Annotated in this window: 11 protein-coding genes and 1 pseudogene; 8 read left to right on the top strand and 4 right to left on the bottom strand. The window is 61.4% G+C overall.

Going from position 1 to position 13,215, the window contains the following annotated elements; translation table 11 throughout:
• Window positions 1-113 precede the first annotated feature (113 nt).
• The gene (locus tag CPY51_RS26975) at window positions 114-1,187 is read left to right on the top strand and encodes a polysaccharide deacetylase family protein (RefSeq protein WP_420820745.1); all 1,074 of its coding nucleotides are present in this window, start codon (window positions 114-116) and stop codon (window positions 1,185-1,187) included.
• A 64-nt stretch (window positions 1,188-1,251) separates the two neighbouring features.
• Here the strand turns inward: CPY51_RS26975 and pdxH are convergent, their stop codons facing one another.
• Complete coding sequence (gene pdxH / locus CPY51_RS26980; protein WP_111163305.1) at window positions 1,252-1,872, bottom strand: pyridoxamine 5'-phosphate oxidase; 621 nt, start codon at window positions 1,870-1,872, stop codon at window positions 1,252-1,254.
• Window positions 1,873-1,967: 95 nt separating this feature from the next.
• Between pdxH and CPY51_RS26985 the strand changes: the two genes are divergently transcribed.
• The gene (locus CPY51_RS26985; protein ID WP_111163306.1) at window positions 1,968-2,426 is read left to right on the top strand and encodes an RT0821/Lpp0805 family surface protein; all 459 of its coding nucleotides are present in this window, start codon (window positions 1,968-1,970) and stop codon (window positions 2,424-2,426) included.
• Between the two features lie 12 nt (window positions 2,427-2,438).
• On the opposite strand, the gene CPY51_RS26990 is transcribed toward CPY51_RS26985, so the two are convergent.
• Both CPY51_RS26990 and CPY51_RS26995 read right to left on the bottom strand, forming a co-directional pair.
• Complete coding sequence (locus CPY51_RS26990; protein ID WP_111163307.1) at window positions 2,439-3,968, bottom strand: HAL/PAL/TAL family ammonia-lyase; 1,530 nt, start codon at window positions 3,966-3,968, stop codon at window positions 2,439-2,441.
• Window positions 3,969-3,997: 29 nt separating this feature from the next.
• The gene (locus tag CPY51_RS26995) at window positions 3,998-5,002 is read right to left on the bottom strand and encodes an ornithine cyclodeaminase family protein (RefSeq protein ID WP_111163308.1); all 1,005 of its coding nucleotides are present in this window, start codon (window positions 5,000-5,002) and stop codon (window positions 3,998-4,000) included.
• 430 nt (window positions 5,003-5,432) lie between these two features.
• Here CPY51_RS26995 and CPY51_RS27000 point away from each other — a divergent pair, with 430 nt between their 5' ends.
• From CPY51_RS27000 to CPY51_RS27010, 3 genes are all read left to right on the top strand, one after another.
• Window positions 5,433-6,641: a DnaJ C-terminal domain-containing protein gene (locus tag CPY51_RS27000; RefSeq protein WP_111163309.1), complete on the top strand. Its 1,209-nt coding sequence runs from the start codon at window positions 5,433-5,435 to the stop codon at window positions 6,639-6,641.
• Between the two features lie 122 nt (window positions 6,642-6,763).
• On the top strand, window positions 6,764-7,582 hold the full coding sequence (fabI, locus tag CPY51_RS27005; RefSeq protein WP_111163310.1) for an enoyl-ACP reductase FabI: 819 nt from the start codon (window positions 6,764-6,766) through the stop codon (window positions 7,580-7,582).
• A 22-nt stretch (window positions 7,583-7,604) separates the two neighbouring features.
• Window positions 7,605-8,198: a histidine phosphatase family protein gene (locus tag CPY51_RS27010; RefSeq protein WP_111163311.1), complete on the top strand. Its 594-nt coding sequence runs from the start codon at window positions 7,605-7,607 to the stop codon at window positions 8,196-8,198.
• 10 nt (window positions 8,199-8,208) lie between these two features.
• On the opposite strand, the gene CPY51_RS27015 is transcribed toward CPY51_RS27010, so the two are convergent.
• The gene (locus CPY51_RS27015) at window positions 8,209-8,469 is read right to left on the bottom strand and encodes a DUF1344 domain-containing protein (protein WP_111163360.1); all 261 of its coding nucleotides are present in this window, start codon (window positions 8,467-8,469) and stop codon (window positions 8,209-8,211) included.
• A 393-nt stretch (window positions 8,470-8,862) separates the two neighbouring features.
• Between CPY51_RS27015 and CPY51_RS27020 the strand changes: the two are divergent.
• From CPY51_RS27020 to ribB, 3 genes and pseudogenes are all read left to right on the top strand, one after another.
• Window positions 8,863-10,794: pseudogene (locus tag CPY51_RS27020) on the top strand (sensor domain-containing protein); the annotation flags it as partial.
• Window positions 10,795-10,975: 181 nt separating this feature from the next.
• Window positions 10,976-12,073: a chorismate synthase gene (gene aroC / locus CPY51_RS27025; RefSeq protein ID WP_111163313.1), complete on the top strand. Its 1,098-nt coding sequence runs from the start codon at window positions 10,976-10,978 to the stop codon at window positions 12,071-12,073.
• Between the two features lie 11 nt (window positions 12,074-12,084).
• Window positions 12,085-13,185, top strand: coding sequence for a 3,4-dihydroxy-2-butanone-4-phosphate synthase (ribB, locus tag CPY51_RS27030; RefSeq protein ID WP_111163314.1), 1,101 nt, complete (start codon window positions 12,085-12,087; stop codon window positions 13,183-13,185).
• The last annotated feature ends 30 nt before the right edge of the window (window positions 13,186-13,215 follow it).

Genomic DNA, 13,215 nt, shown 5'->3' on the forward strand with positions numbered 1-13,215 from the left:
ATCTGAAATATTAACTGGATTCAGCAAGACTTAACGTCGCACAGGCTAAATCGGGGCCGCAATTTCGCCAGGGCTCGACCAGGTTCGACGATACGGGTTTCATGGAACAGGGCATCGGCAGCAGCCTGCGCAACCATCTCAAGCACGCGCTGATCACGGGCGGGCTCGAGGCGTCATTCGTCCTCGACAGGCTCGGCTTGCTGCGCCAAGCCGGCGGGCTGGGCGCGGTCTTCACGCTGCACCACGTGCGACCCTTCGTGCCCCGGCCGTTCGAGCCGAACCGCCACCTCGAAATCTCGCCGGAATTTCTCGACCTTGCGATCCGACGGCTGAGGCAGGAAGGTTACGTCTTCGTGCCGCTCAACGAGCTGCCGGGCCTGATGGCGGCCGGCAAGAGTACGCCGCGCTTCGTCGCCTTTACCCTCGACGACGCCAATCGTAACAATCTTGAGTACGCCCTCCCCGTCTTCGCCCGCCACGACGTGCCGTTCACGGTTTTCGTCACGCAAGGCCTGTCGGAGCGAACGCATACGATGTGGTGGGAAACGCTTGCGGAATTGTTTGGCAGGCTGGATCGGATCAGCTTCGATTTCGGTGCGGGTATCGAAAGTGTGGACCTTGCCGGAGCCGGGCAAAGACAACAGGCGTTCGACCGTTTTGCGGCCTTGGTCCATCGATCCGACGAGGCAGCTGCTGTCGGCAAGATCGACGCGCTTGCCCGCAGCCATGGCCTGGAACCGCTCGACATCGTCCGGTCGCTGATCATGGACGCCGAAGAATTGAAGGTTTTGGCCGCCAATCCCCTGGCGTCGCTCGGAGCGCATACCGTGAGCCATCGCGCGTTGAGCAGGTTGAGCGATACGGAGGCCGCAGCCGAGATGTCGGCATCCGCCGACTATATCGCCTCGATCACGGGCACGCACCCAACGGCGATTGCCTATCCTTATGGGACGCGCGACGCAGTGTCAGTGCGGGACGCGAGGATTGCGATTGAGCTCGGTTTCACGATCGGAGTGACGACCCAACCGGGCACGATCACGCCGGCGATGGGGCCAGCGCCGACGTTGCTACCGCGGCTATCACTCAATGGATTCTATCAGAAGCCGCGCTACGCCTCGGCGCTCGCATCGGGAATTCCGATGTGGCTCGAAAAAGCGCGTCGTCACAGGGGCGGTCCCCTCTCCTAGTAAAGCGGGGAGACGGGACTGCCTCTCTGGTGACGCATTTCCGGTATCCCGCCTCCGAGACGAATCACGGATACATTCGGACCTTTTCCCAGGCCCCGTCTGGCACGCTACGGCGGAATTCCACGCGGTCGTGCAGGCGGAATTTGCGGTCGTGCCAGAATTCGATCGACAGCGGCCGAATACGAAACCCAGACCAGTAATCCGGGCGCGGGATTTCGCCGAGAGCATACCGGGCCGTGTATTCAGCCACGGCCTTCTCAAGGGCAAAACGGCTCTCCAGCGGCCGGGATTGCTTGGATGCCCAGGCCCCTATGCGGCTGCCGCGCGGGCGCTGGCGGAAGTATTCGTCGGCTTCCTGGTCGGTGACGACTTCAACCAGACCGCGCAGACGGATTTGGCGCCTCAGCGATTTCCAATGAAAACACATGGCCGCTTTTTTATGAGAAAGCAGTTCTTGGCCTTTCTGACTCTCGAAATTTGTATAGAATACGAATCCTTCATGATCGAAACCCTTCAGGAGGACCATGCGGACGTTCGGCAAGCCATCTTCATCCACCGTTGCGAGCGCTACCGCATTGGGATCATTGACCTCCGAGGCCTCGGCGTCTTTCAGCCAGGCCGCGAACAACGCGAATGGCTCATTCTGTTCGGTGAAGTCACCGCTTGTTAACTCGTTTTCCGACATATTGGTCCAAGTGCCCCGATATTAAACAGATGAGGTATTTTGCCGTATGGCAAAAACCTTTGCCCAGGTCTTTTGGCGACTGGACAGGATACACGGTGGAAGTCATATCAAAGTCGACGGTTGAGACAAAGGGTTTGCGGGCAAAGAGCGGCATATTGGTGATGTCAGGCATCGTGCTCCTCTCGCTGACCGGTTGCGTTGCCGGTGGCATGGATTTCCTCAGCACCGCCAAGGTAGATCGTTCGGTGACGACTGGGACGGTCCCGCAGGCAGCCGTGACCACCGACAGCGTTTCCGACGAGACCACGGTGCGCAACGCGGTGACCTCAGCCGATCTCAGCAAGACCCAGGGCCAGCCGCTTCCCTGGGCCAATGCCTCCACCGGAAGCGCCGGCGTCATCGACACCATTGTCGAGAACAATTCTTCGGGGCAAGTGTGCCGCCAGTTCCGCACGACCCGCCATGCCTATGACGGCGTTGCCAACTTCTACGGCAAGACCTGCCTTGTCGACGGCAGCGACTGGCAATTGCTGAGCTTCCAGCAGGCCGGCTGAAACGTCAGCACGTCATCCGATTTCGAGCACCGGCTCCAGCAGCATCCCTTCGTCGATCCTTTGCGCCAGCGCGTAGACATCGGCGCTCGACGAGCGGTCCGCCTCGAGCGGCGGAACGACGGAACGCACCGCGTCGAACAGCATCCTTCCTCTCTCTCCGAGCTTGATATCACCGCGCAGATCGATGGCGCGGGCGGCAACGATCAGCTCGATCGACGTCAGATAGCGCAGCTTCTCGATCAGCCGCTGCGACTTGTCGATCACCGACATCGCCAGCGAAGCATAGTCCTCCACCCTGTCGGCGACCGGCGTGACGACGAAAGGCATCGGCATGGCGAGATGGGCTATTTCAGCCGTCAGGGCCGCAACCGTTTTCTGCAGGGCGCCAAAACCGTTCGCACCTGGGCCAGCCGGGGCCAGGAAACGTGGAAGGTCTGAAAAGCCGGGAGACAAAAGCTTCATGATGCGTTCGGCCGCCATCGCGGCGAGGCGCGCAAGCGAAAGGCCGAGCGTGTCGAAGGCCAGAGCCAGATGGGTCGCGTCGAAATTGCCGGTCGGCAGGACGATGTCCTCGGCAGCCATGACGGCAGGATTGTCGTCGCTGGAGCGCAGTTCCAGCTCGGTCGCCGCCCATGCGGCCTTCAATGCCTCGAAGGCAGCGCCGACGACGGAGGGCGCGCAGCGCAGGCTGAGCGGATCCTGCAGGCGCCTAGCAGCACCCGGCGCGATAAGATCGCCGCCCTCGATGAACGCGCGGATCGCGGCGGCAGCTTCCCCCTGCCCCGGCGCGGGTCGGAGCCGACTTGCCAGCGGATCGAGCGGGGCGATGCTGGCGCGGAAGCCTTCGAAGGACAAGGCGACGGCACCGACATGCGCATCAAGCACGCGCCTGGCGTCCTCGAGCAGCAGGCAGGCAAGACCGACGGATGCGGCGTTGGAGGAGATGAGCGAGAGGCCATCCTTGATGCCGAAGGTTGGCAATGCCAGGCCGGCGGCGGCAAACGCCTCCGTTCCCGAAACGATACGGCCATCTTCGAGCGAAACACTGCCCTGCCCGGTCAGGACGACGGCGATGTGGGCCAGCGGTGCGAGATCTGCCTCGCTGATCGAACCGGTCATCGGCACGTCGGGGTGGATGTGGCTGTTGAGCATGTCGGCGAGCGCAATGACCACGGGCTTGGAAACGCCTGAAAAGCCGAGGCAGAAGCGGGCAAGGCGCGCCGCCATCATGGCGCGGACTTCGCTCGTCGTCGCCAATCGGCCGACGCCAACGGCGCGGGCGTGCGGGATGCGGTACTGGCGGGCACTGTCGGAAGGATCGACACGGGTGCCTACACCTGCGCCAAGGTCTGTGCTGACGCCATAGATCGCTTCGCCTCCTGCAGCATGGCGAACGAGGCAATCATAGGCCGCATCGATGCCGGCAAGGGCATCTTCGCCGATTGCGACCTCCGGACCGCCACGGGCAATGGCACAGATCGCCTCGACGCCGGCGCCGGATGCACCGAAGACTATCCGTTTTGCCGCATCATCCGATGGCATGATTTCAGACTCCTTGGAAAAATCGGGCCTCAGGCAAAACGCAGGCGTTGGCCGATGTTCATTCGCCGCGCCTTGTCGACCATGGCCGCGCCGAGCGCGACGTCTGTGGTGCTGAGGCCGCGGTGCCAGAACAGGATGGTCTCTTCGTCGCTCTCGCGGCCGGGTTTTGCACCGCAGACGATCTGGCCGATCTCGGCATGTAGGTTTTCGGCCGTCACCTTGCCTTCGTCGACATGGCGGCGCAGCGCGCCATAGGGCCGACCCGGGCCGCACTGGCCCCAATCGTCGACCACGACCTTGTCCATTATATCGGTCAGGTCGAATTCCAGCGCGCTCATCGTGCCGTAGGGTACGACGAAGGCACCCTTCTTCACCCAGGCGGTCTTGAAGAGTGGCGTTGGCTCGGGCAAGCGGCTTGCCTCGATCATGATGTCGGCGCCCTTGAGGCAATCTTCCCAATTGTCTGTGACGATGATCTTCTTGCCGAGGTCCTGCTCCAGCCTGGCGGCGAAGGCGTCGCGGCTCTCAGGCCGGCGGGAATGGACGCGAATTTCATCGAAATCGAAGATGTGGTCGAGCAGCCGGACATTCCAATAGGACGTGCCGCGCGCGCCGATATGACCGAGGATCTTGCTATCCTTGCGGGCGAGATGACGGGCGCCGATCGCGGTGACCGCGCCGGTGCGCATGTCGGTGATCGCGGTCGCATCGATAATCGCCTTCGGCACACCGGTATGTGGATCGAACAGGTTCAGCACGGCCAGCTCCGAGGGCAGGCCCTGCTTGTAGTTATCGACGAAATCGCCAACGACCTTGACGCCGGCATAGCCGAGCGATTTGACATAGCCGCGCAGCACGTTGAAGTGGCCCTTGTCGGAGCTTTCGGGGACGAGGTGAACACGGGGCTCAATAACCGTTTCGCCGCGCCCCTGCGCATCCAGCGCCAGGGTCACCGCGTCGAGGATTTCGTCGTTGGTGAGGGCCAATGCCTTGGCATCGATGGCATTCAGATAGTCGATCCAGATTTCCTGCATACGCCGCCTCGGCCTTCCCGTTCGTTCGATATTGATGTGCCCGGCGCGTCCGCTGCCAGAGATTGCGGAGCGGCTGCGCCGCCCGCCGGGATCGGGCCATGAAAGATTTGTCTATACTTATTGTCAAGGCGAATTCGCCGCCCAGGCGACCTGTGCCGTCGACGAACGGAAGGGCGCACATCCTTAATATTATCCATCGCTCATTCGCCAATATTTAGCGAATGACTAACCATTGCCAGCGATCACTAGGCGTGTGGTTCCACTGCGTAAGGACTGATTAGCAACTGTCCCGCAAGATCACCCTATATGCGCGCTAAATTAGCTTCTTCAGGGGCGAAACGAATGCGCGCGATGTGTGTTCTCTATTCGAGCTACGGCGTGCCGGGAAACAGGTCAGGCACACCGGTCGAAAAAGCGGCGGTCACAAGTTATGCGCGATCCTTATAAGACATTGGGCGTGAAGCGGGATGCAGGGGTGGATGAAATCAAGGCAGCGTGGCGCAACATGGCCAAGGCCGTTCATCCCGACCACAACCTCAACGACCCGACGGCGACGGAGCGCTTTGCCGAAATCGGCCGGGCGTACGACACGCTGAAAGATCCGAAGAAGCGGAGCCGCTACGACCAGGTGCTCGGCATGGCGGCGGCCAAGAGCCGCGAGCAGACGATCATGCAGCAGCGCCAGGCTCAGCACGAGGCCGAGGCACGGGCAAAGGTCGCCCGCGCCAACGCCGAAAAGGTGCTGGAGGAACTTGCCCGCGCCAACGCCCAGAAGGCGCAGAAAGCTTCGAACGCGGCTGCCGCCGGCGCGGCGCAGACCCAGGCCGGCAACGCATCAGCGGGCAAATCGCAAGCCTCGGCGGCGCAGAGCGCACCCGCCAACGAATCTCCCGAGGATATGGTCGAACGCATCTTTGGCGCGCAGGCTCGCGCGAGTGCTCCGAACACCGAACAGGGCGCCGGCGCAGACAAGCGTCCTGACAGCGGCTATCAGGACGGGGCGGCCCGCGGCGAGACCGAGGAAGCCGAACCGGTTGCCGCCTCCGGCATCGGCTCGATCATATCGCTGCCGCCGTTCGGCATTCTAAGCTCGCTCGTCCGTCGCATCACCGGAGCGGCCCCGACCCTCGAGAAGGCGCCCGATATCGCCGCCGAAGCAAGCATCACCCTTGAGGACATTCTGAAAGGGAACTGGATATCCGTGATGCTGTCCGACGGGCGTGAACAGCGCTTCCAGGCAATGCCCGGAATGAGCGACGGCCATGTGGTTCACCTCAAGGGCCAGGGCCTCAAGCTGCAGGGCATGCAGCGGGGCGACGTGGCGATTACCGTCCATCTCACCCCCGACGACCGCTTCGCGATCCGTGGTTTCGATCTTCACACTGCCTTGCCAGTGACGATCGAGAACGCGGTTCTCGGCTGCAGGACTCACGTCGAGGGCTTGAGCGGCAGCGTCGACGTTACGGTTCCGGCATGGTCGGGATCGGATCACGTCATCCGTATCCCCAACGAAGGGCTGCCGAACGGTGATGGCGGAAAAGGCGATCTTGTCGTCGAATTGCGCCTGATGTTGTGGGAAAAGCCCGACGATCGCATCACGGATTTGATGCGCATCAGGAAAGACGGGCTGTTTTTGTGAAATTTCGGTAACAAGCGCACCCTTTATTACGTTCCCTAACAGTTGATGATCCAACCCGTGCTTGAACGGCGCAACGGCCTATGCCATAGGCAGGGTCAACGACAAGTTCAAGGGAGCAGAATATGGCTCAAGCAACAGGCCTCATGTCCGGCAAGCGCGGCGTCATCATGGGCGTCGCAAACAACCGTTCCATCGCATGGGGTATTGCCAAGGCCATTCATGCGCAGGGCGGCGAAGTCGCCTTCACCTATCAGGGCGACGCGCTGAAGAAGCGGGTCGAGCCGCTGGCTGCCGAAATCGGCGGGCATCTGGTCGGCCATTGCGACGTCGGCGACGAATCCACCATCGACGCAGTATTCGAAAACGTCGAGAAGCTCTGGGGCAAGATCGATTTCATCGTTCACGCAATCGGCTTCTCCGACAAGGACGAGCTGACGGGTCGCTATGTCGACACCTCGCCGGACAATTTTGCAAAGACGATGCAGATATCGGTCTATTCCTTCACCTCGGTCGCGCGACGCGCGGAAAAGCTGATGACGGACGGCGGCGCGATGCTGACGCTGACCTATTACGGCGCCGAGAAGGTCATGCCGAACTATAACGTCATGGGCGTCGCGAAGGCTGCTCTCGAAGCAAGCGTGAAGTATCTGGCAGTCGACCTCGGCCCGAAGAACATCCGCGTCAACGCGGTTTCGGCCGGACCGATCAAGACGCTGGCGGCGTCCGGTATCGGCGACTTCCGCTACATCCTCAAGTGGAACGAGTATAATGCGCCGTTGCGCCGTACCGTTACCATCGAGGAAGTGGGCGACGTCGGCCTCTACCTGCTCTCGGACCTGTCGCGCTCCGTCACCGGCGAAATTCATCACGCCGACAGCGGTTATCACGTGGTCGGCATGAAGGCCGTCGATGCGCCGGATATTTCCGTCATCAAGGACTGACTTTCACAGGACAAGAAAATCCGTGCTGCTTTATGTGATCCGCCACGGACAGACGGACTGGAATGCCGAGCGCCGGCTGCAGGGGCAGAAGGACATCGACCTCAACATCATCGGTCGCGAGCAGGCGCGCGCGAACGGCGTAATGCTGGCGGAGATCCTCGGCGAGAGCGTCGCGGATTTCGACTTTGTGGCGAGCCCCCTTGCCCGCACTCGCGCGACGATGGAAATTGCCCGCGCGGCAATGGGCCTGCCGCCCAAGGACTACCGCACCGACGAACGGCTCGTCGAGGTTTCATTCGGCGACTGGGAAGGCTCTACGCTCAAGGAATTGAGGCTTACCGAGCCTGAGCGACTGAAGGAGCGCAACACCGCGAAATGGGATTTCATACCGCCCGGCGACGACGCGGAAAGCTATGAGATCATGTCGTGGCGCGTCGGCTCCTGGTTGCAATCCGTCGATGGCCCGACGGTATGCGTCACCCATGGCGGCGTCATCCGGGCGCTGTTCCGGCTGATTGCAGACGTTGCCAAGGACGAAGCGGCCGAGGGCGAGATACCCCAGGACCGCATTCTGAAAATCGATCTGACGTTGAAAACCATACGCTGGGTCGACTGAGGCTAGTGCCTCAGTGAACGATATCTAGGTCGTTGATGACGCGCTTTCCGTCGACCTCGGTGTAAAACACGATCACCTTGACCCCGGCCTCAAGGCCATTGAAGTCGAAATCGTCCGGCGTCGCATAGGTCTTGCCATCGTCAAGGGTGATGTTGAGGTTCTTGGTGTCGACCCGCTTGATGGTCGCCTCGACATCGGCGCTTTCGGCAAAGCCTACAACGGGCGCAAGAAGAGCCGCAGTGGCCAGCAAAGTGGCGACAAAGAACCGCATCCGGACAACCCTCACAAACTTCATGACTAACGTGTCGTTAAGCACAGATAGCTCCCGGAATATGGCGGAAATCGCCCGCAACAATGGCTTTTCACGCCCAATTAATGAACACATTTTTACCCTTGATCAAGTCTTGTTGACCGTCGCGATCATTTGAATCCCGGCATTGCACAGCATCCGGGAGCACAAGGTAAAATTAACCTGCGGTTGCTATTTTCTTCCCATAGTAGCAGGGAGCATGGCGTGAGCACCGGGGCATATTTTTCGCGACCTTTGAAAAAGGCTTTCAAGAACAACTTTCAATGCGTTGTGGCGTCCTTGCTCGTCGCGCTGGTGGTCATCTTCGTCGGACTGATATTGGACCGAGTGAATGCGGCAGCCTTCCGGCTCCCCGGTGGCGAATGGGAATTATCGGCTGTCCCAAAAGTCGGATGGGATGTGTCGCCGAGCAATCAGACAGCATTGCCGCTGGTTATCTTTGCTGCCGGTTGCATTATCGTCATTCCCTTCTTTCTTTCGACCCTGCTGTTGGTCGAGCGCAATCGCAACGTCGACCAGCTCGAGAGCCGCGAAGCAAGACTCCTGGAGGTTTCCGAGCGACTGAACCTGGCGCTGGATGCCAATCGCTGCGGCATATGGGAAGTGGTGCTGGGGACAGAGAATTTTGTCTGGGATCTGCGCATGCACCAGCTTTACGGCCTGCCGTTCAGCAGCAGCTTCGTCGACGACAAGGCATGGCTGAGCTGCGTCCATCCGGAAGATCGCTCGACCTCCGTCTCCTTCATCAAGACCTTTGCACGCGTTGGTGATACCGGGGCATCAGTGCGCCGCATTCTCCTGCCGGACGGGCAGACACGCTTCGTCCGTTCCGTCGGCAAGCTACACGAAACCAGGGACGGCGAGCGCAAGGTCATCGGCATCGCATTCGACGTCACGGAAGATGCTCTCATGACCGCGGAGCTCAAGTCCGCCAAGGACGAGGCGGTCGCCAAGAACGTCGAACTCGAAATCGCCAAAAACCGTATCGAGCACAACTCTCTCCACGATCCGCTGACCTCGCTCGCCAATCGCCGCAAGCTCGACCTCGCATTGGAGGACCTCACGCTCAACAGCCGGTCCGAGCCGCAGACCTTCGCGATACTCCACATCGACCTCGATCGTTTCAAGGATATCAACGACACGCTCGGGCATGCTGCCGGAGATGCCATGCTGGTTCATGTCTCGAAAATCCTTGCCGACAGCATACGTCGGGGCGACATCGTGGCGAGGATCGGTGGGGACGAGTTCGTCATCGTCGCCATCGGAGCCAGCGAGCCGGCGAACATGGCGGCTCTTGCCAATCGCATAATCGCCGAGACCCGGCAGCCTATCGACTTTCAGGGATTTTCCTGCCGCTGCGGCGTCTCCATCGGCATAGCACAGGCAATTGGCGGCGATATCGACGCCCACAAGGTGCTGATCAACGCCGACATCGCGCTTTATCGCGCCAAGAACCTCGGCCGCAACCGCTACGAGTTTTTCAGTCAAAATCTTCAGGCAGAAGTCATCAACAACAAGCGCACCGCCGATGCCATTCTTGCCGGCATCGACAACGGCGAGTTCACGGCCTGGTATCAGCCGCAGTTCTGCGCCCGGACGATGGAGCTGACTGGTGTCGAGGCGTTGGTGCGCTGGAACCATCCGACACGCGGGTTGCTGACGCCCGATCAGTTCCTGCGCATCGCCGATGACCTGAACGTGGTGCAGCAGCTCGACCGGGTCGTCTTGGAGACTGCGCTGAAGGACAAGATGCGCTGGGCAGCGCGCGGGGTCGTCGTTCCGAAGATATCGGTCAACGTCTCATCCCGCCGCCTCCACGACGAGGGGCTGATCGAAACGCTGACGGGGCTGCAGATCGTGCCCGGCGAAATATCCTTCGAACTGGTGGAATCGATTTTCCTCGACGAGAGCGAGGACATCGTCTCGCACAATCTGGAACGCATCAAAGCGCTGGGGATCGACATCGAGATCGACGATTTCGGCACCGGCCACACCTCGATCGTCAGTCTCCTGAAAACCAAGCCGAAGCGACTGAAGATCGATCGCCAGCTGGTGATGCCGATCCTGACCTCGCTGAAGGAACGTGCCCTGGTTCGCTCGATCATCGAGATCGCCCGCTCGCTCGACATCGAGACCGTTGCCGAAGGCGTGGAGACCCTTGAACACGCGGCGCGATTGCGGGCGCTCGGTTGCGACGTGCTGCAGGGCTATGCCTTTGGCCGACCACTCTCGTTCGAGAACTTTACGGAGGCGGCAACTGCGGCAACGTGGCGGCTGGCATCCTAGCGACAGCTTCCCCCATAGGCGAGACGCCACAGGAAATCCATTCTCCGGCGCCCGGTCGCATGAGGAAAATAAAGGCTTTTGCCTTAGGCTGTTTTTGGCCTATGAGTGTGCCGCAATTCAAGTAAAGGCGCGGCCCGCCTGCGGGACCGGTCGGGCCAAAAAGGCAATCCGGTCGTTTCCCATGTCGCACAATACATTCGGTCATCTGTTCCGCGTTACCACCTGGGGCGAAAGCCACGGTCCTTCGCTTGGCTGCGTCGTCGACGGCTGCCCTCCAGGCCTTCGCTTTACCCTCGATGAAATTCAGGCCTGGCTGAACAAGCGGAAGCCTGGACAATCGCGGTTCGTCACGCAGCGGCGCGAGGACGATCTCGTCAAGGTTCTCTCCGGCGTCATGCTCGACGAGGACGGCGTGACGATGACCACCACCGGCACGCCGATCTCGATGATGATCGAGAATACCGACCAGCGCTCCAAGGACTACGGCGAGATCGCCCGGCAATACCGCCCCGGCCATGCCGACTATACCTATGACGTCAAATACGGCATACGCGACTATCGTGGCGGCGGGCGCTCCTCGGCGCGCGAGACGGCGGCACGGGTCGCCGCCGGCGGCATCGCCCGTCTCGTCGTGCCCGGCGCCACCGTGCGCGCCGCCCTCGTCCAGATCGGCAAGCACAAGATCAACCGCGCCAACTGGGACTGGGCGCAGGTCGACCAGAACCCGTTCTTTGCCCCCGATCCCGAAATCGTGCCCGTCTGGGAAGAGTATCTCGACGGCATACGCAAGGCCGGCTCCTCGATCGGCGCCGTCGTCGAAGTCGTGGCAGAAGGCGTTCCGGCAGGTCTCGGCGCGCCGATCTACGGCAAGCTCGACCAGGATATCGCCTCGTTGCTGATGTCTATCAATGCGGTCAAGGGCGTCGAGATCGGCAACGGTTTTGCTGCCGCTGAACTCAGCGGCGAGGAAAATGCCGACGAGATGCGGATGGGCAATGACGGCAACCGAATATTCCTGTCGAACCATGCCGGCGGCATCCTCGGCGGCATCTCGACCGGCGAACCCGTCATCGCCCGCTTTGCCATCAAGCCGACGTCGTCCATCCTCACTGAGCGCCGCAGCATCGATGTCGACGGCCACAATGTCGATCTGCGCACCAAGGGCCGCCACGACCCCTGCGTCGGCATCCGCGCCGTGCCGATCGGCGAAGCGATGGTTGCCTGCGCGATCGCCGATCATTATCTCCGAGACCGGGGCCAGACCGGCCGCCTGAAATAAGGACTATCCTCATGCCCTATGACCAGAAGCGCGTCGTGGATGCCCTCCGGGCTTTCGAGGCCGGAGAGATCGTCGTCGTCATGGACGATGACGACCGCGAGAACGAAGGCGACCTGATCGTCGCCGCCGTCCACTGCACACCGGAAAAGATGGCCTTCATCGTCCGCCACACGTCGGGGATCGTCTGCACGCCGATGCCGCGCGAAGAGGCCAAGCGCCTGAACCTCAACGCAATGGTGGCTGAAAACGATTCGGCGCATACAACCGCCTTTACCGTTTCGGTCGACTTCAAGCATGGCACCACGACGGGTATTTCCGCCGACGACCGGACGTTGACGGTCAGGAACCTCGCCAACCCGAATGTCGGGCCCTCCGATTTCGTACGTCCCGGCCATATCTTCCCGCTGGTCTCGCGCGAAGGCGGCGTGCTGATGCGCTCCGGCCATACCGAGGCTGCGGTCGATCTCTGCCGCCTTGCCAACCTGCCGCCGATCGGCGTCATCAGCGAACTGGTCAATGATGACGGCACGGTCATGCGCGGCCCGCAGGTTACCGCCTTTGCCGAAAGCAACGGGCTGAAGGCCATCTCGGTGGCCGACCTCATCGCCTATCGCCAGCGCAAGGAGACGCTGATCGAGCTCGGCTCGAGCTTCGATGTCGAGACCGCCTTTGGCAAGGCCCGCGCCCACACCTATTCGCTGCCCTGGGATCCGATGCAGCATCTGGCAGTCGTCTTCGGCGACATCCGCGACGGCGTCGACGTGCCGGTTCGCCTCCATCCGGAAAATGTTGCCGGCGATGTCTTCGGCAAGCAGCGTCCGGTCGACCACTACATGCAGAAGATCGCCGAAGAGGGCCGCGGCATCATCGTCTATCTCCGCGAGGGCTCGGTCGGCGTGGGTCATCACGACAATGGCCGCAAGACGCGGCAGGACCGCGAAGCCCATGCCGAAGCGCAGAGCCGCGAAAGCGAGTGGCTGGAGATCGGCCTCGGCGCACAGATCCTGAAGGACCTCGGCGTCACCTCGATCAAGCTGCTGACCACCCGCGCCAGGCACTATGTCGGCCTCGAGGGCTTCGGCATCAAGATCGCCAAGACCGAGATCTGGTGAGATCCACCCTCCCCTTGATGGGGAGGGTCG

The sequence above is a fragment of the Arminella tubonensis genome (assembly GCF_003240585.1).
In the GTDB taxonomy this organism is placed as follows: Bacteria; Pseudomonadota; Alphaproteobacteria; order Rhizobiales; family Rhizobiaceae; genus Rhizobium; species Rhizobium tubonense.

Coding starts and splice junctions, on each gene's coding strand:
- ribB (WP_111163314.1), top strand. CDS start 12,085: ATGCCCTATGACCAGAAGCGCGTCGTGGATGCCCTCCGGGCTTTCGAG.
- CPY51_RS27015 (WP_111163360.1), bottom strand. CDS start 8,469: ATGCGGTTCTTTGTCGCCACTTTGCTGGCCACTGCGGCTCTTCTTGCG.
- CPY51_RS27000 (WP_111163309.1), top strand. CDS start 5,433: ATGCGCGATCCTTATAAGACATTGGGCGTGAAGCGGGATGCAGGGGTG.
- aroC (WP_111163313.1), top strand. CDS start 10,976: ATGTCGCACAATACATTCGGTCATCTGTTCCGCGTTACCACCTGGGGC.
- CPY51_RS26990 (WP_111163307.1), bottom strand. CDS start 3,968: ATGCCATCGGATGATGCGGCAAAACGGATAGTCTTCGGTGCATCCGGC.
- fabI (WP_111163310.1), top strand. CDS start 6,764: ATGGCTCAAGCAACAGGCCTCATGTCCGGCAAGCGCGGCGTCATCATG.
- CPY51_RS26995 (WP_111163308.1), bottom strand. CDS start 5,002: ATGCAGGAAATCTGGATCGACTATCTGAATGCCATCGATGCCAAGGCA.
- pdxH (WP_111163305.1), bottom strand. CDS start 1,872: ATGTCGGAAAACGAGTTAACAAGCGGTGACTTCACCGAACAGAATGAG.